The sequence below is a fragment of the Ruegeria sp. AH7 genome (genome assembly GCF_056541325.1).
The window spans coordinates 78,845-98,431 of sequence record NZ_JBQFYF010000004.1; the positions used below are offsets into that span (position 1 = coordinate 78,845).

General features: G+C 55.5%; 20 protein-coding genes. 8 read left to right on the top strand and 12 right to left on the bottom strand.

Translation table 11 applies throughout. The features are described 5' to 3' along the window. Positions 1-41: 41 nt before the first annotated feature. On the bottom strand, positions 42-3,227 hold the full coding sequence (locus ACR0JX_RS10905) for a glycosyltransferase (protein WP_480543827.1): 3,186 nt from the start codon (positions 3,225-3,227) through the stop codon (positions 42-44). Between the two features lie 359 nt (positions 3,228-3,586). Here ACR0JX_RS10905 and ACR0JX_RS10910 point away from each other — a divergent pair, with 359 nt between their 5' ends. The 5 genes from ACR0JX_RS10910 to ACR0JX_RS10930 all read left to right on the top strand — a co-directional run bounded on the left by ACR0JX_RS10910 (position 3,587) and on the right by ACR0JX_RS10930 (position 8,660). Further along, on the top strand, positions 3,587-5,107 hold the full coding sequence (locus tag ACR0JX_RS10910) for a lipopolysaccharide biosynthesis protein (RefSeq protein ID WP_480543828.1): 1,521 nt from the start codon (positions 3,587-3,589) through the stop codon (positions 5,105-5,107). Between the two features lie 67 nt (positions 5,108-5,174). Beyond that, entirely contained in the window at positions 5,175-5,882 is a 708-nt protein-coding gene (locus ACR0JX_RS10915; protein WP_480543829.1) for a sulfotransferase family protein, read from the top strand. Between the two features lie 58 nt (positions 5,883-5,940). After that, entirely contained in the window at positions 5,941-7,029 is a 1,089-nt protein-coding gene (locus tag ACR0JX_RS10920; RefSeq protein ID WP_480543830.1) for a glycosyltransferase, read from the top strand. Between the two features lie 33 nt (positions 7,030-7,062). Next, a complete protein-coding gene (locus tag ACR0JX_RS10925; protein ID WP_480543831.1) occupies positions 7,063-8,265 on the top strand; it encodes a glycosyltransferase in 1,203 nt (400 codons plus the stop codon). Positions 8,266-8,294: 29 nt separating this feature from the next. Beyond that, complete coding sequence (locus tag ACR0JX_RS10930) at positions 8,295-8,660, top strand: sulfotransferase (protein WP_480543832.1); 366 nt, start codon at positions 8,295-8,297, stop codon at positions 8,658-8,660. Between the two features lie 127 nt (positions 8,661-8,787). Here the strand turns inward: ACR0JX_RS10930 and ACR0JX_RS10935 are convergent, their stop codons facing one another. Beyond that, the gene (locus tag ACR0JX_RS10935) at positions 8,788-9,120 is read right to left on the bottom strand and encodes a hypothetical protein (protein ID WP_480543833.1); all 333 of its coding nucleotides are present in this window, start codon (positions 9,118-9,120) and stop codon (positions 8,788-8,790) included. 385 nt (positions 9,121-9,505) lie between these two features. Between ACR0JX_RS10935 and ACR0JX_RS10940 the strand changes: the two genes are divergently transcribed. After that, positions 9,506-10,873: a dipeptidase gene (locus ACR0JX_RS10940; protein WP_480543834.1), complete on the top strand. Its 1,368-nt coding sequence runs from the start codon at positions 9,506-9,508 to the stop codon at positions 10,871-10,873. A gap of 20 nt (positions 10,874-10,893) precedes the next feature. Here the strand turns inward: ACR0JX_RS10940 and ACR0JX_RS10945 are convergent, their stop codons facing one another. Continuing rightward, positions 10,894-11,721 (bottom strand): LysR family transcriptional regulator, encoded by an 828-nt coding sequence (locus ACR0JX_RS10945; protein ID WP_480543835.1) that lies wholly within the window; start codon positions 11,719-11,721, stop codon positions 10,894-10,896. 81 nt (positions 11,722-11,802) lie between these two features. Between ACR0JX_RS10945 and ACR0JX_RS10950 the strand changes: the two genes are divergently transcribed. Then, entirely contained in the window at positions 11,803-12,789 is a 987-nt protein-coding gene (locus tag ACR0JX_RS10950) for an aldo/keto reductase (protein ID WP_480543836.1), read from the top strand. A 70-nt stretch (positions 12,790-12,859) separates the two neighbouring features. Here the strand turns inward: ACR0JX_RS10950 and ACR0JX_RS10955 are convergent, their stop codons facing one another. From ACR0JX_RS10955 to ACR0JX_RS10985, 7 genes are all read right to left on the bottom strand, one after another. Then, positions 12,860-13,237, bottom strand: a complete 378-nt coding sequence (locus ACR0JX_RS10955; RefSeq protein ID WP_480543837.1) for an AAC(3) family N-acetyltransferase — start codon at positions 13,235-13,237, stop codon at positions 12,860-12,862. 274 nt (positions 13,238-13,511) lie between these two features. Then, positions 13,512-14,171, bottom strand: coding sequence for a DUF2461 domain-containing protein (locus ACR0JX_RS10960; protein ID WP_480543838.1), 660 nt, complete (start codon positions 14,169-14,171; stop codon positions 13,512-13,514). Between the two features lie 12 nt (positions 14,172-14,183). Beyond that, complete coding sequence (locus ACR0JX_RS10965; protein WP_480543839.1) at positions 14,184-14,528, bottom strand: TfoX/Sxy family protein; 345 nt, start codon at positions 14,526-14,528, stop codon at positions 14,184-14,186. Next, a complete protein-coding gene (locus ACR0JX_RS10970) occupies positions 14,528-14,926 on the bottom strand; it encodes an MAPEG family protein (protein ID WP_480543840.1) in 399 nt (132 codons plus the stop codon). Before ACR0JX_RS10970 ends, ACR0JX_RS10965 begins: the two co-directional genes overlap by 1 nt. A 24-nt stretch (positions 14,927-14,950) precedes the next feature. Beyond that, complete coding sequence (locus tag ACR0JX_RS10975; protein ID WP_480543841.1) at positions 14,951-15,337, bottom strand: VOC family protein; 387 nt, start codon at positions 15,335-15,337, stop codon at positions 14,951-14,953. A gap of 68 nt (positions 15,338-15,405) precedes the next feature. Then, positions 15,406-16,641, bottom strand: a complete 1,236-nt coding sequence (locus ACR0JX_RS10980) for an RNA polymerase sigma factor (protein ID WP_480543842.1) — start codon at positions 16,639-16,641, stop codon at positions 15,406-15,408. A gap of 3 nt (positions 16,642-16,644) precedes the next feature. Continuing rightward, a complete protein-coding gene (locus tag ACR0JX_RS10985) occupies positions 16,645-17,016 on the bottom strand; it encodes a YciI family protein (protein WP_480543843.1) in 372 nt (123 codons plus the stop codon). Between the two features lie 203 nt (positions 17,017-17,219). Here ACR0JX_RS10985 and ACR0JX_RS10990 point away from each other — a divergent pair, with 203 nt between their 5' ends. Next, positions 17,220-17,420, top strand: coding sequence for a TRAP transporter large permease subunit (locus ACR0JX_RS10990; protein ID WP_480544118.1), 201 nt, complete (start codon positions 17,220-17,222; stop codon positions 17,418-17,420). A gap of 489 nt (positions 17,421-17,909) precedes the next feature. Here the strand turns inward: ACR0JX_RS10990 and ACR0JX_RS10995 are convergent, their stop codons facing one another. Next, a complete protein-coding gene (locus ACR0JX_RS10995; RefSeq protein WP_480543844.1) occupies positions 17,910-18,590 on the bottom strand; it encodes a class II aldolase/adducin family protein in 681 nt (226 codons plus the stop codon). Next, entirely contained in the window at positions 18,583-19,587 is a 1,005-nt protein-coding gene (locus ACR0JX_RS11000; RefSeq protein WP_480543845.1) for a hypothetical protein, read from the bottom strand. The genes ACR0JX_RS10995 and ACR0JX_RS11000 overlap by 8 nt, the downstream gene beginning before the upstream one ends.

Genomic DNA, 19,587 nt, shown 5'->3' on the forward strand with positions numbered 1-19,587 from the left:
TTCTAGATACCTGTCCACGGGATTCCTGGCGGGAATCCAGGTCAGATTCTAGTTACGCGACCCTTGCTAGAGGATGATCCGTATATCGCGATTTCGCGAAAGCCGATCAGTGACGCAATTGTGCCCATGTGCAACGCACCCCGCAAGAGGTTGGCGTTGCGCCGAGCAGCAACCGGGATAGTTACAAGCGCCAGACCCATACAATATGCCACTTTTGCAAAAGCGAGCGGCAGCATGACAAAACGCCCGTGGTTTCCGTTTTCTTGACGCAGGAGATTCCCATGGGTTTGCCCCATCCGAAACCGGCGCTTCAGCAGCCATGAAATCGTTGCCCTCTCAGGGGGTACCGGTTCGTCCAAACACGCAGTTGGTGCAAACGCGATTTGCGCGCCGTCCTGCATCGCCGCCCTGAAAAAGGCCGTATCCTCGCCGCCAGATACTCCACGCTCAAGATCGAAACGGCGTCCTGTCAGCGCATCACTCGCAAGATTCATGATCACATTACAACTGTGTCCGGCGATGGGTCGTCCGTCTGCGTCTGTTTCAGGTTGCGTGTCATGGATACTGAGATGCTGCATCCAACGCGGCGCATCAGTCGGATAGATAGCCCTTACCGGTCCGACAACGACATCCGCATTCGTGTCTGTCAGCCGGGTTATAAGCGTGTCGAGCCAATCGGAGGGTGCGATCTCGTCATCATCAATGAATGCCAAGACGCTTAATTCGCGACGCTCGGCCTCTTCCAAGGCTGCGTTACGGGCAATCGCGATGTTACCGGAGGGGGCGAAGCGATAGATTACGTTGTGCTGCGACTCAGAGGCGAAGCTCTCGACCATGTCACGCGCAGTGGGAGTATCGTCATTGTCGACCACAATGATCGATAGGCGGGTTCCGCTTGGCAGTATCTGGCCTTCCAGTGAGCGCAAAGTCCCGCGCAGTTCCCGCCGCCGATAAGTGCAGACTCCGACGGCGACATGGTTGATTGCGATTGGTGCGCTCGCAGCGGGGTGGTTCAGTGCAAAGCGAGAGTGTGGTGTGGCTGGGCGCAGAAGAATCTGCCGCCAGAACCCGAGAGACCATCCCAGATGCATCATGGCAGCAATCGGCGCTGTACCAAGCGCACTCGGATCGCTACGACCGACCGCCAGCGAGGTGCCACCAATCAGACAGGCAAGCAACCAAAGAGCAGCGGGAAGGGCGAAGAGCACCCCAAACGGGGTCAGAGCTGCCAAAGCAACCGCAGGGGCGACAGATATCATTGCAAATTGCCTAAGCCGCGGCCTCAGCTGGTGCTTCAAAACCGTGCGCGCCCGTCCTCGACCGAAATTTAGGTATTGTCGGAAAAGTGACACAAGAGATGGGCGCGGAAAATAGGTTAACCTCGTGCGGGATGTCAGCCAGATGCGATATCCTGCCTGCGCCAGCTGCAAGTCCAGTTCCGCATCTTCATTATGCGAAAAGCTCTCATCATATCCACCCACTGACCGGAACGCATCCAGCCGCATCAGGGCGTGATGCCCGTGATCGACAAACCGTCCCGTTCCGGCGAGGCGATGGGCCGATCCACCATTGCCCAGCCGAGTGTTCTGGGTGAGTGCGATGATGCGCTGCATTGGGGTCGTGCCAACCGCGTTCATGGAAACTACGACGCTTGCCACGCTGTTTTTTTGGGCCTCATCCATCAGAATATCAATGAAATTGTCAGGATAACTGGAATGCGCATCCAGGCGCAGCAGCCAATCCATATCATCCCCGAACCGGGCGCAGGCGGCGTTGATCCCTGCACTCTGGATGCGGGCAGGATTAACCAAAAGCCGAATGTCGAATTGCGGAAAAGCGGCGATCCGGTCGCGGACGATCTCTTGTGTGCCATCTGTTGATCCACCATCGGCAATCACGAGACGCACCAGAGCACTACGACGCAGCCTGCGTTGCAGAAAACCCGCCAATCCATCGATGACAGCCGCGATATGCGCGGCTTCGTTCAATGTCGGCACAACGATCAGAACCGCGTCCTGTGATGTATCAACATGTTGCTCGGCTTTTTGGCCTGCTATTGCGTCTACAAGATCGCGAGCCTCTTGAGCGGTTATCTTCCAAGTGCTGAGGGGTGCGGTGTGTTGGGCATGGCGTAGATGCTCGAGGGTTTCAGACGACAGTTTATCCATCATATTGATGACGGCATCGTTATCCGCTTGATCCAGGATCAGCCCCAGTTCCAGTTCGTTCAGACGTCGCGCAGTTTCGGTCCCGGCCAAGGCAATCGGCGGGACTTGATTGATCCCGCTTTCATACATACGGTTTGGCAGAAGCCAGTCGGAGTTGCTTCCGGTATCATATCGGTCGATCAACCATGCAAGATCGACTCCGCTATAGATGCGCGCCAGATCGTCCGGATACATATAGGATCCTTCGAACTGCAGGTCCGGGTTGGCCTCCACAATCCGGTGAAAATCGGGTAGAGTGTCAAGGGCCGGGCGTCCGCGCAAAATGACCTGATAGCGGCCCGGCCGCGCCCGTGTCAGCGCATCGAGACTATGCAGCGAGAAAGGGCACCTGAGTATCCCGAACCAGCCGATGCGCAACGGCGCGTCCTTACATTGGTGCTCGCTGGGCTTGGGTATTGGGGAAGCAGCATTGACCACTTTGTTTTCAACTAGAAAGACCGGTGCTTGGCACTGCTCATAGGCCTCGAAATGGGCGCGTAGGAAGGCCGGAGACGATACGATCAGGCCATCGATTCCCCGGCACAAGCGTCGCTCGATCCAGCGCATCGCTCGTGCAGGTTTCGACGGGCCAACCATCAGCCGGTGAATATCGAGAACCTCATAGACAAGCGAAACGGGCCGACCCTTCGAAAGGTTACGACGCAACGGGACGGCCAATGCCAGCATCTCAAGGTTGCGGCACAAAATAGTGTCGGGATGCGGGATGTCCGAAAACGATGCCTTCAAGCGCATGCGTTGTTGCAGCACAGACAGCACGCGTTGCAGCATTCTGGCGTTGTAGGTTTGTCCCAGAATCAGAGCATTTTCCGGCAAAGTACCGGTGCGGCGACGAAACCCGGCAACCGTGACCTGCGCACCGCCCAGACGCAGCATGTCAACCCGACGCCAGATCGCGGCGTCATCCAGATCATGGGCCAGATAAAGGATACGCCTCTGTCCGTCGGAGCTCCTGCAACATGCAGAAAAATTATCATGATACTTGTGGCTCTGAGTCGTCATCGGTCGATCATCCCACCACGGATGCAGCTATGGGTTGTAGCTAGGCGCGCGCTTCGACGATTGTCAAAGCCGGAGTCAACGGCAGGCGAAACAGAGCCGATGTTCGGGTTGAAATGAGCAGGAAACCGTCGATGTGCGGAATCTTACGGCAATAGTCGAATGCTGTGCCGGCTTAGGGCGCAGATGTCCGCTTTAAATCTTTCGCGTGGGAAATAAGCGGGTTTGCCACTTTGTCGGGCACCCGTATGGCGGGAATTTGCTAAAAAGGATGCTGCAACTGCAAAGGATGGGCGAGTCACGTCCCGGCGTGCTTAGGTCGCCTCAACGCACGATGTCGGATTGTCGGAAAGAACCTCGCAATGGCTCAACATGGACTTCATGAGGCAGTCGAAACTGTTGCTCATGACAGTTACAAAGGTACCGTTCTGCAGGGCAGCTTTTACACCGGGCTCAGCCAGGGTGTGACAGTCGGCTGTCAGATCGCTTCGGTCCTCATTCTGTCGCGTCTGTTGATGCCTGCCGACTTTGGCCGTATCGCGATGATTGGTCCGGTTGTCGCCTTCTTGTCGATGTTCAAGGAAATGGGTCTGCTGCAAGCCGTTATTCAGAAAAAGTCGCTGACATACGGTCAGCTCAATTCGCTGTTCTGGATCAATATGGGCGTGAGCGCTGTCCTGACGATTTTCCTGATCCTGATGGCACCGTTGATCGCACAATTCTACAATGAACCAGACCTGATCTGGCTGATCCGAGCGATGGCGCTTGGCATGATGCTGACCGCCCTTGGTGCGCAACATTTTGCGCTGCTGAACCGCCAGATGATGTTTGGACGGATCGCAATAAACAGCGGAATGGTTGCGCTGGCCACCCTTGCAACATCGATCCTGTGGGCGCTTGTCTCGCCCTCACCCTGGGCCTTGGTTGCGGGTACGTTAGTGGGCGGAGTTGTTGGGTCTGTGATGGTTTGGGTCTGGGTGGCCTGGCGCCCTTCGCGGCCCGGCTTAGCGCCGGGAACAACCGATTTGCTGGGGTTTGGGGCCGGGATCACAGGTTTCAAACTGGCAAATTTTCTGTCGCGCAATCTGGATAGTATTCTGATCGGTCGGGTCTGGGGCAGCGCGGCGCTTGGGTTTTATGACCGCGCCTACAAGCTGATACTGTTTCCGCTGAACCGGGTGGCTCAGCCTCTGTCGCAGGTCATGGTGCCTGTCCTTTCGCGTATGCAGGATGAGTCTGAGCGCTATGCCCGTGCATTTTTTCGTGTCTTTGGGTTGATGCAGCTCGCGATCCTGCCCGGTGTCGCCGCGATGACCGGTATGGCAGAGACGGCGGTTCCCTTTCTTTTAGGCGCGCAATGGGCCGACAGCGCGCCAATTTTTGCGGCTTTGGGAATCGCCGCCCTGGCTCAACCGCTCGCTAATCCAACGGGCTGGCTGTTTGTCAGTCAGGGGCGTACGACCGAGATGGCATTTTGGGGCCTCGCGTCAGCCGTGGTGACCTGCGGGTCCTTTCTGTGGGGTGTGCAATACGGTGTGAGGGAAGTTGCAGTGGCTTATGCCGCCGTCACGGTCCTGAAGCTGTTTCCGCTTTGGGCTCTTGTCAGCCGAAAAGGACCAATTGGTCGAGACAGCTTATGCAAGCATATCTTGCCGGTTTTTTGCGCCGGGCTTGCCGCCTATGCAGTCGTTTGGGGCAACCGAGCGGCATTGCCCGATACTGCGATTGTGAAACTGCTGATAGCGACTGCTCTGAGCTATTTGGTTTTTGTGGTCGTTTTGACGTTCAGCTCCTACGGGCGCGAGATTCTGATAGAGGCTAAGCAGCTGCTTAGCCAGGCAGCAAGAACCCTCCGCCGATCTAGATCGGGGAAACACGCCTGATGCGAATAGGAACGCTATATCTCGTCGGTCAGTGTGCGACTCGCCGTTGTATGACGGAGGAGTTGCGTTGACTTATCTCGAAAAGATCGGAACCCGGATCGGCTGGCAGGTCGCGCCTGATCGGATGATTGCACGGTCTCATCCCAAACCCGATCCAAAACTTGACGACGTCTATATGAAACGCGGGTTGATCCTGATTCATATTCCCAAGAACGCGGGCACCTCGGTCGAGGATGCGATCTATGGTTATCACGTTCGTCATCGAACATGGCGCGAGGTTCAGGCGCTTTGTCCGCGCGCCTGGCAATCTCTTCCCAAGATCGCGATACTACGTGATCCGGTGGATCGGTTCCTATCGGCATTCGATTATCTCAAATCTGGCGGACGGAACGAGCAGGACAGACAATTCGGTGCGCGTATGATCGGGGATCGCTCAATTGACGCGTTCCTGAACCGGTTCTGCAATAACCTGTCGTTTCGGGCTACCTCCATGCGGTATTTTCACTTCCGCCCCCAAAGCGACTTCATCTCTGACGGTGATGTCGTCAAGGTAGATCATTTGATCCCGTTTCACAGGATAGCGCAGGGGCTGGAGAAATTTGCCGGTGTGGCCCCTAGTGCCCTTAAACATGCCAATAAAACAAACGGGCGGCGCTCGGAGCTGCCGCAATCAGCGGCCGATCATCTGCGCAGTATTTATGCGCAGGACGCCGCTCTGTTCACACAAACCTGCCAAATGTGGAAGGCGGAATCATGCCAAGAATCCTGCACATGAGTTTTCCTCAGACGTCACTGAGCCCGCTGTTTTCATACGAATCTGGAAGGTTTTGACAATGCGAATTCTGTTTGCCGGCGGGAATAGCTGGTTGCCCGAAGCCAGCGGCGGAACCCAGAACAGCACCGATCACCTGATCAGACAGAGTATAGCACAGGGCCACGATTGTGCAGTTTATTGCGGCTTTTCCGGGCGCGGGGTTTTTGGTTTTCGAATGCGCGTGCAACGCAAGATGACAGGCCGACCGTTCAGTATCGACCAAAGGCAAGGTTATGAGGTGATGCGTACGTGGGAGCCGACCGATCCGCATCGGATCGCCGCAGCTGCCCGGCATTTCCGGCCCGATGTCGTTGTGATCCAGACACGCCATTCGGCCCATCTGGGGCATGAGTTCGCAAAGATGGGCCTGCCCGTTGTGCTTTATCTACGAAATGTAGAATTCAATGAGAATGATGGCGATGTCAGCGCCATTCCGGGTGCTAGTTTCATCGCTAATTCTAACTTTACGGCCGGAGCATATCGCGACGCTTATGGTATCGACTGCACAGTTATCACCCCGACCATAAACTTTGAAGAATACAGCTGCGATTCGACAAAAGAGTTTGCGACACTGATCAACATCCACCCCAAAAAAGGATATGAGGTGGCTCGCGACATGGCGCGCGCATGTCCCGATATTCCTTTCTTGTTTGTCGAGGCCTGGACCTTGTGGGACGGGCTTTTCAAACAGATCATGGCTGAGATCGCCGAGTTGCCGAATGTAACTTACATGAGCCGAACCTCGGATATGTCGAGGGTCTACGGCCGCACAAAGGTCCTGTTGGCCCCAAGCCAGTGGGAAGAAGCCTGGGGCCGCGTCGCGTCCGAGGCCCATTGTAGTGGTATCCCTGTTGTCGGCTCGGACAGTGGTGGGCTGGGTCAGGCTATTGGACCTGGCGGTATTGTCCTGCCCCATGATGCACCGACCGAAGACTGGGTCGCCGCGCTGCGCAGACTCTGGTTCGATGACACCGCTTATGCCGATCTGTCCGAAAAAGCGTTGGCCTACGCTCAACGGCCCGAGCTGAACTTCCATCGCCAGCATGACACTTTTATTTCGGTGCTCAAGCGCGCAGTGTCTGAGCAAGATGCCAGCGTTCCAGCCTGATATGCGGACTTCGATCACCCAAGGAAGCGGGCTATGAAGATCTGCTTTTGTGTCTCAAGCTTTCCGGTTCTGTCGCAAACCTTTGTGACCTCGCAGGTGCTTCACGCCTTGCGGCAAGGGCACGAGGTGATTGTCGCGTGCAAGACGGTCGGCACGGACATTGCTCTTTCAGAGGAACAGGAAAGCTTGCTTGGCAATGTGAAGACGATCATCTGGCCACGCGAACAGCCACGTATCCTTAAGGTTTTACCGAGTTCGTGGTCTCGCCGGATCGCCGCACAGCTGGACCGTGCTGCGTGGCGACGTCAGATCGATGCCGATGTTGTTGTTGCGCATTTCGGGTTTCGGGGAAGGGCGGTCGCTCGGGCACAACGTGGCTGGAAACATCGCCCCCCGCTTGTGACCGTTTTCCATGGTCGCGATGTCAGCGTTGAATACCAGCGTGATGTTTTGGCGGGCTATCGTGACCTCTTTACCGAAGGAGATCTGCACGTCACCGTAAATAAGCAGTTTGCCCGGCAACTTGTGGAATGCGGCGCACCGTCAGATCATGTTGAAACCCGGCATCTCGGTATCCCGATCTCGGAATACGAATTTTGCTCTCCATCGTTCGGAACAACACTACGCTTTGTTAGCGTGTGTCGGCTTGTTGAGAAAAAGGGCTTAGAAACAGCAATCATGGCGCTGAAACTGCTGCGTCAGAGGCACCCTGAACTGGATTGGCGTTATGATATAGGCGGGGATGGTCCCCTAATGGATCAACTGCGCGATCAGGTGGAGAACGCAAAGCTCGGGGATCGCATTGAATTTCTGGGATCGTTGCCGCACAAGGATGCGCTGTATCAGATAGCGGGTGCGGATGTTTTGTTTGTGCCAAGCCTGACGGCCAGGGATGGTGATCAGGAAGGCATCCCGGTCACATTGATGGAGGCAATGGCATTGGGGACACCGGTTTGCACCACCAACCATTCCGGCATCCCAGAGCTTGTGACCCATGGTGAAACCGGTTTGCTGGCGGATGAGCGCGATGCAGAAGGGTTCTACAAAAACATCGTCCTTCTCGCTCAAAACCCCGATCTGGCCAAAGCCCTTGCCAAGACAGCACGGGAAAAGGTGGAGAGCGAGTTCAACGAGGACCATCAGAACATCCAGTTTCTGGATCGCTGCCAGGCCTTGGTAAAACAAGCATCGGCAATTGCACCCAGAAGCACCCACGCGCCCATCAAGCTGTCTTAACGCCTGAACGATTGGCCATTTTGGAGTCGATGATTTTGAAAACACCGGATTTCATTATCGGAGGGGCACCGAAATGTGGAACGACCTCATTGCATCAGGTGCTGGATCAGCACCCTGGTGTCTGGATGGCCAAAAACGAATTGTACTTTTTTGATGCCGATGATCCGATTGCGCATCGCGATTTCTTTCAGATGGACGGTGAGGATCTGGTCTGGCGTGATCCGAAGGCTCCGGCTTTGCGCGATTGGTATCACAGCCGGTTCTCAGAAGCCCCTGACGGCTGTCTTGTAGGCGAGGACACGACCACATATCTGATGTCTGATGTCGCTGCCTTTCGTATCGGGGCGGCGGACCCCGCGGTAACGGCCCGGGTTCTTCTTCCATACATCGTTTGATATCAGATGCTTGTCGAGATCACGGTGATCACGACTGTGAGAGATACTGGCCGACCCGTTGCACAGGCTTCGTTTGATCAGCAACACGGTTGCCGCCGTCCAGGAACGGTGTGACGCCACCCAATCCTCATCTGCTGCGAACCCCAGCCACGCGCGTCCTAAGACGTTCCTCTGACCGAGAGGTGAGTTCTTTATTGGTTGCAACGTCAAGAACGGCGAACACCTCGGCCAATGGGTGGTTGGCTGGCAGATTAGGTTCCAGATCAGCAGCAACAGCGAGAAGCCGCGACAGATCATTGATGTCAACGCAGAGCTCCCACTGGGTCGCCATTTCGCGTGCGAACGGCCAACGTTCCGAGCGGAAAGGCTTGATCAAAGCCACAATACTTGCACGAAGCTCATCACCCGTTAGATCCTCGTTCTGAACCAACCCATAAATCTCGGTAACCAGTGCCTGCAAAGGTGATACCTGCCGTGCGGCAGTTCGGATCACCAGTCACGGACACGCCGGACAATATCACTGACAAGGTGATTATAAAGTTCGATCGCGCCGTTGGTCAGAACCCCAGTGCCGGCCTCGCGAAACCCGGTCAGCTCAACAGCCAGTTTGCGATGTCGAAGTTTTTATCGCTCGCATGGTCTCTGTTAGCGTTCAATTCATTGCGCCAGGCCAACTTCATTGCCTGTGACCTAACTACCTCAGAACCTAGTTGCAAAAGTAGTTCTGGGCCGAACTAACATCGCTCAAGCATGTAGGGTTGTTAAAAGTATTAGGTTGTCTTCCGCAGGCTTGCGGGCCACGTCCAGTTTCGTAAGTTAGGCGCCAGCATCAGAGAGGGCATGGAATGAGCTGGACCGAATATCTCGACACACACCAATCGCGCTTTGTTGAAGAGCTGTGCGACTTCATTCGTATTCCATCGGTTTCAGCCAAACCCGAAAACGCGGGCGATGTTCGAAAGGCCGGGCAGTGGGTGGTTGATCGGTTGGTTGCGGCGGGAATGGAAAACGTTCAGATGATGGAGACTGCCGGTCATCCGGTGGTCTGTGCCGATTGGCTGCATGCCGGGCCTGATGTGCCTACGATTCTGATCTATGGCCATTTTGACGTGCAACCAGCCGAACCATTTGAGCTCTGGTCTTCGCCTCCGTTCGAGCCAACGATCCGCGGAGATCGGATCTACGGGCGTGGGGCGACCGACGACAAAGGCGCCATGTTCATCCCGATCCTTGCGGCTGAGGCTCTGCTGGCGGAAACCGGGAAACTGCCAGTCAATGTGCGGTTTTTCTTTGAGGGCCAGGAAGAGATCGGATCGCCCGACCTTCCGCCCTTTATCGAGGCAAATCTCGACCGGCTTCAGGCCGATATGATCTTTTCTGCCGATGGCAGCCAGTGGGATACCGAGACGCCGCAACTTGTCCTCGGTCTGAAAGGGCTCACCTCACTTGAGATCTCGGTTCAGGGCGCCAAATCCGATTTGCATTCTGGTATGCATGGCGGCGGCGTCGCAAACCCGGCGATGGCGCTGGCCCAGTTGCTTGCCAGTATGAAATCGACCGATGGTCGCATCACGGTGGATGGTTTCTACGACGATGTCGTCGAGCTGACAGATGAAGACCGCGCGGCAATTGCGCGGGTTCCCTGGGACGAGGCGGCCTATCTGGTCCAGACCGGAGCGCCAGCAACCTTGGGTGAGCCGGGATATTCAACACGTGAAAATCTGTGGGCGCGTCCGACGCTTGAGGTCAACGGGTTGACCAGTGGTTGGCAAGGGGAAGGCACAAAGACCGTTTTGCCTGCAGTTGCTTCGGCCAAGATCACGTGTCGCTTGGTCGCCAATCAGAACCCCGAAAAGATCTTTGATCTGATCTCGGCCCATGTTGAGGCTCATTGCCCGCCGGGTGTCACTGCTGAGGTATCGCGCAACCCAGGGCGCGCGGATCCGTTTCTTGTACCGGCCGGCCACAACGCAACCGCAATCGCGGGACAGGTTCTCGAAGAGGTTTACGGCAAACCAGCGTACAAAACCCGCGTTGGCGGATCGATCCCTGTGATGTCGACCTTACTGGACGAGCTGGGTCTGCATGCTGTCATGTTTGCCTTTGGACATGAGGATGAAAACCAACACGCCCCTGACGAGTTCTTCCGTCTGCCAACCTTCAGACGTGGCCAAATGGCTTACGCCCGGTTGATGGAACGGTTGGGCGAATAGTGCTAACAGCCAACATCGGTTCAACCGTTTTCACACGCTTCCGACATCACTGCATAGGTGCGATCTATGACATGCCGCACCTCAGCAAGAAACCGATCTTCATGATGCGTGACGAGCCATTGATCATGTTCCAGATCGTCGATCAAAGGTGACACTGGTATCAGGCCCGGCTGTGTGTTTCCAATGAAAGTTGGCAGAACCGCTCTGGCAAGACCTGCATTTGCAAGCTCAAGCGCATTCTGTGGCGCCGTAACTTCGATGGCGTCGTCCTCTTGCGAATGTTCTCTCACCCATCTGGCCGAGGGTGTTTTGGACATGACGCGCACCCAGGTCGAAATGCCTTCTTCCGCAGCATAGACCGCAAACCGAACCCGCCCGATCTTGCGGCCGGCCAAGCCGATCTCTTCTGGCCGGTGGTTTCGAATACCAATCGCGGCTTCCCTGTGTCCGATGTTCAATAGGTCTTCTGACGAGATGAAACGCAGCCGGACTGGCATTGATCCCTTAAGTCTTGCGAGAGCGCCAATCAAAATTCTTGTTACCCAGGTCCCGGCCGAAATTTTGACCAACGGTGGTGCAGTAGCAAGGCTGCTTTCCGTGACAGGTAGGACACGCGCTTCGATGCTTTCGACTTTTTTCAACAGCGCTTGTCCGTCCTCAGTCAGATCATACCCTCGCGGATTACGGTGAAACAGCTCGCTTCCGAGGTTGCGCTCAAGCTCAATCATGCGCCGACCCAGCGTGGGTGCGCTCTTGCCGGTCTGTTCAGCTGCTGGCCCAAGCCCGCCCGCTCTGGCAACCGCAAGGAAAAGCCGCAGGTTGTCCCAGTCAAAGTTACTTTCATACATGAAATAAAGGTTACATTTTGTGTTGTTGATGAAAAGGCTGTGATGGCGTTTTTTCTGAAGGATCAGTCAGGAGACTCACAGATGAACTTTCTCGAAACCGAAATCTCACCCCTTGGCATGGGGTGCTGGCCGATTGGTGGCAAAATGTACTGTGGTGAGCAGTCGTTGGGTTACACCCGATCGGACGACGGTGCCTCCATTCGTACGATCCACGCGGCACTGGACGGTGGGATCACACTTTTTGACACTGCAGCCGCCTATGGCGCTGGGCATTCGGAACGTTTGTTGGGCAAAGCGCTAAGGCATCGACCCGACGTCCTGATTGTCACAAAGATCGGGGTTGGGATCGATGAAGCGAGCAGACAGATTTCATTTGAATCCTTCACCCCGGATCAGGTTGGCCCTGCTGTAGATGGGTGTCTGTCGCGGCTGGAGCGGGATCGGATCGATCTGTTGCTGTTGCATGTGAACGATATGCCAATTGACCAGGCCGAGGCTGTGTTTGACGAACTCGACCGGCTAAAAGAGGCCGGGAAGCTGCGCGCCTATGGTTGGAGCACCGACTATTCCGAAAGCGCCCGGGCAGCCGCATCCAGGGATGGCTTCAGTGCAGTGGAATACGTGTTGAACGTCTTTTTCGACGCGCCCCGCATGCAACAGGTGGTCCAAGAGGAAGGATTGTTGTCCCTTATCCGCTCACCGCTTGCGATGGGGCTGCTTACAGGGAAATACAATCGGAATACCATTATGGCGTCTGATGATGTGCGTGCATCCGGCGAAAGCTGGATGGAGTACTATACGGATGGCCGGGTAAATCCAGATTTCATGCGACAGCTCGATACGGTTCGCGATTTACTCACCACAAATGGTCGAACGCTTGTGCAGGGGGCTCTTGGGTGGATATGGGGCCAATCTGAAACATATGTACCGATTCCGGGCGCACGGACAGAAGAACAAATTGAGGGCATTTCAGGCGCACTGACCTTCGGTGCTTTGCCGGATGAAGTAATGAACGAAATTGAAAGCTTGATTGCACGCAACACCAACGAACCAGACCGCTCGAGGTAGCTTTCAGAACTGTAAGCTTGCCGCTAATGTCGGCAAAGCAGGCTGCTGACGCTGCATCTCCGTTTTCTGTTCAAGGTCTGCTATGGGCCGTCCTTGCACGACCAACCGCAGCGACGCACGCTTCGCACGTATTTAGGCCAACCGCAGCATTTGGCACTCTGTGTTCAAAGCAGCGCTTGGATGCACCGCCGTTCTGAATGTCTCCGCAATAACACCCATGTCTGATGTCGGTGATTTCGTACGTCGGCCCAAGTACTGAATCCTCGAATTGAGCGATCTCATCTGGCGCCAATGCAGACTGGTCTATTTCAACCGGAAAGTATGCGTCTCCGGAAAAGCTAGGCATTCCTACCAGCCCTGTTTCACCGACAGCTCTGACAAGCGCTTCAATGACTGTTCTTGGTCCACTAACAACTGGGCCAACCGCTTTCATTGATCCGTGTACCAAGATTCCGTTACCTTATTGAACGTCAAGTGAAAAGAGATCACCAACGAGGCTCTCTAGTGTGTGAAATTTTGCATCCATGCTGTTGACTAAAACCAATTCTGGGAATGAAATCGGTAACTTTGGGCTCACCGCCGACCTCAGAGCCAGTGTAGCATTGTCAGCAAGGGACCGTCGCGCGCTGCAGTAATCGGCCCTTCCCTGCCGTTCATCCAACCAGAGCCAAGTTGCGGTGTGCTCGTCAAATCCGCCATTTGCTGCGTTCGCGATAGTGGGGTCACTTGATCCGGGAAAGCAGTTGAAACACCGGCATTAGTTCAGCCAGCTTGGTTGCTGTTCGTTCCGTTAGGTTTGGTTCGTGGGCAAAGTTAGAAGACATGGCATCCATCCAAACCGCAAAGCCTTTGCGCCGCAACGCTTCCTCATAAGGATGATTTTTGTCAAAACCAGGCGGGATGCGCTTCAACTCCGGGTCACCGACCCGGAAACCCTGTTTTCGCATCTCTATGGTGGTCTGGGTCAACTCTGCGCCCAGAGGGCCCGCCATCGCATCGCGGAAAACGCCCAAAGCCCCTTTTTCGTACTGGAACACCCCACAACCGAGCGATAGCCTTTCTGGGGAAAGGCCAAAGAACCACATTGGCGGCTGAACCGCCTGTCCTGTCGGTAGGAACGCAAGGTGCAGATGCGCGTTATAGGGTGTCTTGTCTTTGGAAAACCGAACATCGCGATGAATCCGAAAGATTTTGCTGCTATGATCCTGCCCGGTCAAGTCGTGTAGCGCCAACTCCATATCTTCGGCGAACAGCTTGCTGGGTGCCTTAATGTGAGTCTCATACGTCGCCTTGTTCGCTGCAAACCAGTCCTTGGTATTGTTGGCCTTCAGTTCTTGCAGGAAGCCTACTGCCTCGGCAGCAAAACAATCGAATTGGGCCATAAGATCCTCCGTTCAGTCTTTCTTGGGCAACACCGCTGCATGTTCGAGGCAGAAGTGCAGCCACCGTTGCAAGACTGCGTCATTGCAATCTGATGCGTCAACGCGAACAAAACCGCCCAGCTTGCGGATGCCATGAATCACAGCGCGGGCCGTGGGGTCTTGCAATGCCGTGGGCTCGTTCACCTTTCCCACCCTGAACATGAACCGACCCACGCCATCCTGATGTCTGCGCGCACCACAAAGCATGTTGCCGTTCAAGAAGAAGCACGTACCACCCATCATTCGTTTTTCGGAAATGCCCACATGCGCGGCCAGAGCGTCTCGCATGCGGGCGTTGTGTGTTTCGTCCACGGGCATCAGATGCCGGTCCAAAGCTGCCAGAGGATTGCCAGCGCAAGCACCAGCATTGCCATATTGGTGAGCGCTGCGCCAATCGCGCGCCCCTTGCCATTCACCGAAGTGCTGAGGCTGAAATAGTGGATAAGACGGGCAAGCAGCAACACGCCACCGCAGGTAGCGACCAGCCAGGGTGCAGTTCCCGCAATCTCAGCCCCTGCAAGGGCCAGCAGCGCAAGCGGCACGTATTCGATGAAGTTTCCATGCGCCCGCATCAGCCGCAGGAGGCTTTCATCTTCACCGTGAAGCAAAGAAATTCCCGTCTTGGTGCGACGTACACCAACGGCAATCGCCATCGGAATGCTCATCAAAACAAACACTGCCGTAACGGCCAGCGCGATCTGCGGAAACTGTTCCATGTGATGCCTCCTCTTTGATCGCGCTTAAGACGCCATGCTCTCATATGTGATGAGCGCAAACCGAGCCCCTTGCGGGTCAGTCAGAGTGGCCATGCGGCCGACCCCCGGCATATCCATCGCCGGCTGAACAACTACGGCCCCTTTGGCCTCAGCCTTGGCGACACTGGCCTCCACGTCGGCAACCGTAAAAAAGATCGTCCAACTGCCGTGATCTTCCGGCATCGGGGAAAATCCGCCAATCGCGGTTTCTTCCACGACGGCGGCGGAATAGCTTGACCCATCCTGCATGGGCATGTCGTTGATCGTCCAGCCTAGCACCTCTTGATAGAAGGCCTTGGCTTTGCCCTGGTCGGGACCGGAATGTCCGATCCAACCGGAATTCCCGACAGTGGTCATCTCAAGAATACTCATGTGCTTCTCCCTTGGTTGCGCCCGCCAAATACGGGTCTGATCCAAGGACGCACAACGCACCGCGATCCCTACACGCTGCGTAAACTTTCTTCGCTGATTGCAATTTTCTCTGCAATTGCATCACGTTCGAGAGCCGTAGGGCCAAGTGCAATAACGGTTTCAAACGCAGAAATCGCCGCGCTGTGGTCACCCGTTTCCTGCAACAAGCCACCGCGCATTGCGTGGAACCAGCGATACGCAGACAAATCCTGTTTCAGAGGCTCCATCGCTTTCAGCGCGTAATGCGGGCCATGCAGCCTGGCCTGCGCTGCAATCTGGTTAAGTCGGACGACAGGCGTTGGTTGCAATGCGTAAAGCGCAGCGTAGTGACTTTCAATCAATGACCAGTCGGTGTCATCAACCGAGGCCGAATGGGCATGGGTCGCCGCGATTGCAGTCTGAATGATATAGACACCATGATGTCCTATCCGCTGGGCCTTTTGCAAAAGACCCGTCGCTTCGGCGATGTTCGCGCGATCCCAAAGACTGCGATCCTGATCATCCAATGCGACAAGCTTGCCTTCTGGATCAATGCGCGCATGTCGCCGCGCGTGTTGAAACAGCAATAGTGCCAGCAAGGCGGCCTGTTCCCCCATCGCCGGAAACAGTGCCGCAAGCAGACGTGCCAAACGGATCGCCTCTTCACACAAGGTAAGCTTGATTTGCGTTGGACCGGCCGAGGTTGACCATCCTTCATTGAACATCAAGTAAACCATCAGAGAGACCTCACCCAATCGCGCACCCCGTTCTGCTGGGCTGGGTGTTTCGAAAGCAACCGGGTTGCTCGCGATCTTTTTTTTGGCTCGGGTAATCCGCTGTTCCATGGTCTTGGGCTTGATTAGAAAACCGCTCGCGATTTCATCGACGCTCAACCCCAGGACGACCCGCAAGGCAATGGCTATCTGATCTCGATGTTCCAGTTCGGGATGGCAGCAGATGAACAGAAGCCGCAAAACATCGTCGCGCAATTCGTCCGGATCTGGGGTTTCGGCAGGCATCGGCTGAAACTCCTCACCGTGGCGCGACAGGATTGCCGCGCGGCGCTGCGATTTGCGCAAATCATCAAGACCCGCGTTGCGCGCCGTCGTCAGCAACCACGCCAACGGGTCACGAGGTGCTCCGTCTTTGGGCCAAACCGTCAGAGCTTTTAGGCAGGCGTCGGCAAATGCTTCTTCCGCCATATCGATATCCCGAAACAAACGGGTCAGGGCTGCAAGCGCACGCGGTCGGTGCAGAGTGAAAGTGGCCTCGAGCCAGTCCGACATGTCCTATTCCGACGAGATCACACCGCCAGCCCAGGCCACTGGTCGCACCTCAAGCCTTGCTACAGGGGATGAGATCATTTTTGCGTATTCCAACGCCTCATCAAGGTCTTTGAATTCGGCAGCATAAAACCCGAGGAAGTTCTCCTTGGTCTCGGCAAATGGGCCGTCGGTGATCAATGGCGCTGTGCCTTCGGTTGGAGCGGGCTCGACCATCACGGCAGAGGTCGGCGGCATTAACTTCATCGATACGAACTCCCCGCGCTCAGATAGCGCCGTTTGCAACGCGCCGTGGCCTGACATCACTTCGTTCTGGCGATCTTTAGGCAGCGCTTCGAACACGCCCGGCTCCCCATAAATCGTGATTGCGTATATCATTTTCGCCTCCATGCTTCATTCGCATGGTGCAAGGACGCGGGAGGATATGCAAATCCGACAACTGATCCACAATACGAGATCGCAAGATGGCCACTTAGAACACCGGGACGCTAATCGAATGCTAGGCGGGTTTCGTGACCGCAGAAACAGCCGCATTCCGGATGGACAACGATGGCCTCAGGATATGATTTGAAATTCTAGCACTGGTCGTTGTGGAGCTAGGGTTGATCACGCCACCCGTTGGACTCAATGTTTTCATCATCTCATCCCTGACGCGCGACACACCTATGTCGACAGTCTTTCGTGGTGTGATACCCTTCCTCGGAGCCGAGATCATTCGCGTTGGTCTGATCCTGATGATCCCGGCGGTAGCGCTGGCTGTGCCAAACCTTATTGGAGGCTAAATACTCGTCGCTTACCTCGAAGGTAGTCGCGAATTGGCGTACGTATGCCACATAAACTGCTAAATGAAAACAAGACGATCGCCCCCAAGAATCGGGCGTGCTCAAAACGAATGTGTGACGCTTTCACATTGCCAATGCTGGACATTCTAACATTGCTTCTTCAAGCCGATGACTTTTGCGCACGCGGCCCAATTGTATGTGCCAGCTGCTGTTGGCAATTGCTTTCTCGCATGTTCTCGGAAGTCGCTCATATGTATGCGGCCTGTTGATCGGCACGCGGGCAGTGGCGTTGTTGGGTTCAACTCAGTGCCGCCCAAGCAGGTCGAACAGAACCCCAATGGGCGCGCCGCTTTTAAGCCACGGACAGGCTGACCTGGTATCGATATCTTAGGTGCCGATTGTTTTCTTACATACGCAGGATGAGAAAGCCCCCTGCACGTCAAAAAGAAAGTCCTTCTGACAAGAGCTCTAAAATGAGCTCCGCAAACACTAGCCGCGTGGTAGTGCGATGTCGTTGCTGCCTTCAGGCTCTGGTCCAAGGCCATAGTCCATTCGGTGCATCTGATCGATCACACGTGACATTTCTTCATTCGACAAAACCGGCGGTTCCCCAAGCGGTAGCGCCTGCACATAAAGTCGCGACAAAGTCTCGACCTCTGTCGCCAACCAAAGAGCCTTGTCCAGTGTCTTGCCGATCGCGATCTGCCCATGTTGAGCCAACAGACACGCTGTTCTGCCTTTGAGCACCGCCAGCACCGCCTCAGATAGCTCCTGCGTCCCAAATGTAGCATATTCGGCACAGGGGATGGTCGTTCCGCCAGCCACTCCGACCATATAGTGGAAAGCCGGGATCTGGCGGTGATGGCAGGCAAGCGTCGTTGCGTAAACCGAATGGCAATGCAACACGACATCGATATCCGGACGGGCTTTCAGAATATCGCGATGGAAACGCCATTCAGATGATGGCCTGCGCCCGACATAGGTGCCTTCGAAATCCATTTCCACCAAATCGTCGGGAATCATCTTGTCATAGGGCAAAGACGACGGTGTTATCAGGAACCCATCCTCGAAACGGACCGACAGATTTCCGGCCGTGCCCTGATTAATCCCCGTGGAGTTCATTTTCAAACATGTCTCAACCATACGCTCGCGTAGATCTTGTTCAGTCATAAGATTGGCCTCCTTGTCGATTTGCGGCCTCGCGCCATTGCGTCGCGTATTCCGTCAGGCCCGGCAGTACAATGGGTACGACCGGTTCAAGCGTCAGAGGCGTCGATAGGCTACCCGACGCCCTGCGTGCGAGTTGCAACGCACCTGCGACAACACCATGAGTTTCATGCGACGCTTCTGTGCGAAGGCCCGGACGCAAGGCCGCGACGATTTGCGCGTACATTGGGTCCTTCAGAAACGTGCCATCCAAGATGAGCCTTGAGCCCCCGTTCAAGACATCAGTGCAGGTGACTGTCAGCAATGCCGAATGCAGAACCGCAAGCGCCGCGCGCTCAGCTTGGTTTTCTGGAGGAGCACCGACAATATGACCTCGTCTGGCTGAGCCGGGAAACTGCCCGTCATTGTCACCAAAACTCGGCATGGCCATCGTACCCCGCGCGATCAGACGCGCCACGACCTTTTGTTCGGCAACTTCATCGCTTGTGTCTGCTCCGGCAATGGCCGAAAACTCTCGCCCACCCATCGTCAGTGCCCCACCGATCGGGGTGCCAGCCATATCTGCGTTAATCGTGGTGCCACGTGACTGATCAAGTTTTCCGGTTTCAACGTCACGCGACAAAGCGACAACCCAGGTTCCCGTAGAAACCAGCGTAAAATCTTTAACCTGCGCGGCCAGATAGCGAAAAAAGTTGGCCGTTGAGTCATGTGCTCCGGTCAACACCACCATGTCCTGAGGTAAGTCAAATCGCTGCACAAGGTCCTCGCGCACCGGTCCAAGAGGGTTCCAGGCCGCCTTGAATTCTGGCATAAGTGTTTCCCAACCTTGCTCCAGAACAATCGGCGTCCACCGTCGCTGCGATACATTCCACAGATGCGACTGCGCCCCCATTGCCGAGTATTCAGAGGCCGCGACTCCGGTCAGCCACCAACCCCAAAATTGCGCGATGTTCAGAAAGTGCCGAGCGTTGCAAAACGCTGCCGGGTATATGCGTTCCAT

What these genes read in the sequence shown, in the direction of transcription:
- ACR0JX_RS10905 (WP_480543827.1), bottom strand. Translation starts at nt 3,227, where the DNA reads ATGACGACTCAGAGCCACAAGTATCATGATAATTTTTCTGCATGTTGC.
- ACR0JX_RS10910 (WP_480543828.1), top strand. Translation starts at nt 3,587, where the DNA reads ATGGCTCAACATGGACTTCATGAGGCAGTCGAAACTGTTGCTCATGAC.
- ACR0JX_RS10920 (WP_480543830.1), top strand. Translation starts at nt 5,941, where the DNA reads ATGCGAATTCTGTTTGCCGGCGGGAATAGCTGGTTGCCCGAAGCCAGC.
- ACR0JX_RS10925 (WP_480543831.1), top strand. Translation starts at nt 7,063, where the DNA reads ATGAAGATCTGCTTTTGTGTCTCAAGCTTTCCGGTTCTGTCGCAAACC.
- ACR0JX_RS10930 (WP_480543832.1), top strand. Translation starts at nt 8,295, where the DNA reads ATGATTTTGAAAACACCGGATTTCATTATCGGAGGGGCACCGAAATGT.
- ACR0JX_RS10940 (WP_480543834.1), top strand. Translation starts at nt 9,506, where the DNA reads ATGAGCTGGACCGAATATCTCGACACACACCAATCGCGCTTTGTTGAA.
- ACR0JX_RS10945 (WP_480543835.1), bottom strand. Translation starts at nt 11,721, where the DNA reads ATGTATGAAAGTAACTTTGACTGGGACAACCTGCGGCTTTTCCTTGCG.
- ACR0JX_RS10950 (WP_480543836.1), top strand. Translation starts at nt 11,803, where the DNA reads ATGAACTTTCTCGAAACCGAAATCTCACCCCTTGGCATGGGGTGCTGG.
- ACR0JX_RS10960 (WP_480543838.1), bottom strand. Translation starts at nt 14,171, where the DNA reads ATGGCCCAATTCGATTGTTTTGCTGCCGAGGCAGTAGGCTTCCTGCAA.
- ACR0JX_RS10965 (WP_480543839.1), bottom strand. Translation starts at nt 14,528, where the DNA reads ATGCCCGTGGACGAAACACACAACGCCCGCATGCGAGACGCTCTGGCC.
- ACR0JX_RS10970 (WP_480543840.1), bottom strand. Translation starts at nt 14,926, where the DNA reads ATGGAACAGTTTCCGCAGATCGCGCTGGCCGTTACGGCAGTGTTTGTT.
- ACR0JX_RS10975 (WP_480543841.1), bottom strand. Translation starts at nt 15,337, where the DNA reads ATGAGTATTCTTGAGATGACCACTGTCGGGAATTCCGGTTGGATCGGA.
- ACR0JX_RS10980 (WP_480543842.1), bottom strand. Translation starts at nt 16,641, where the DNA reads ATGTCGGACTGGCTCGAGGCCACTTTCACTCTGCACCGACCGCGTGCG.
- ACR0JX_RS10985 (WP_480543843.1), bottom strand. Translation starts at nt 17,016, where the DNA reads ATGATATACGCAATCACGATTTATGGGGAGCCGGGCGTGTTCGAAGCG.
- ACR0JX_RS10995 (WP_480543844.1), bottom strand. Translation starts at nt 18,590, where the DNA reads ATGACTGAACAAGATCTACGCGAGCGTATGGTTGAGACATGTTTGAAA.
- ACR0JX_RS11000 (WP_480543845.1), bottom strand. Translation starts at nt 19,587, where the DNA reads ATGGAACGCATATACCCGGCAGCGTTTTGCAACGCTCGGCACTTTCTG.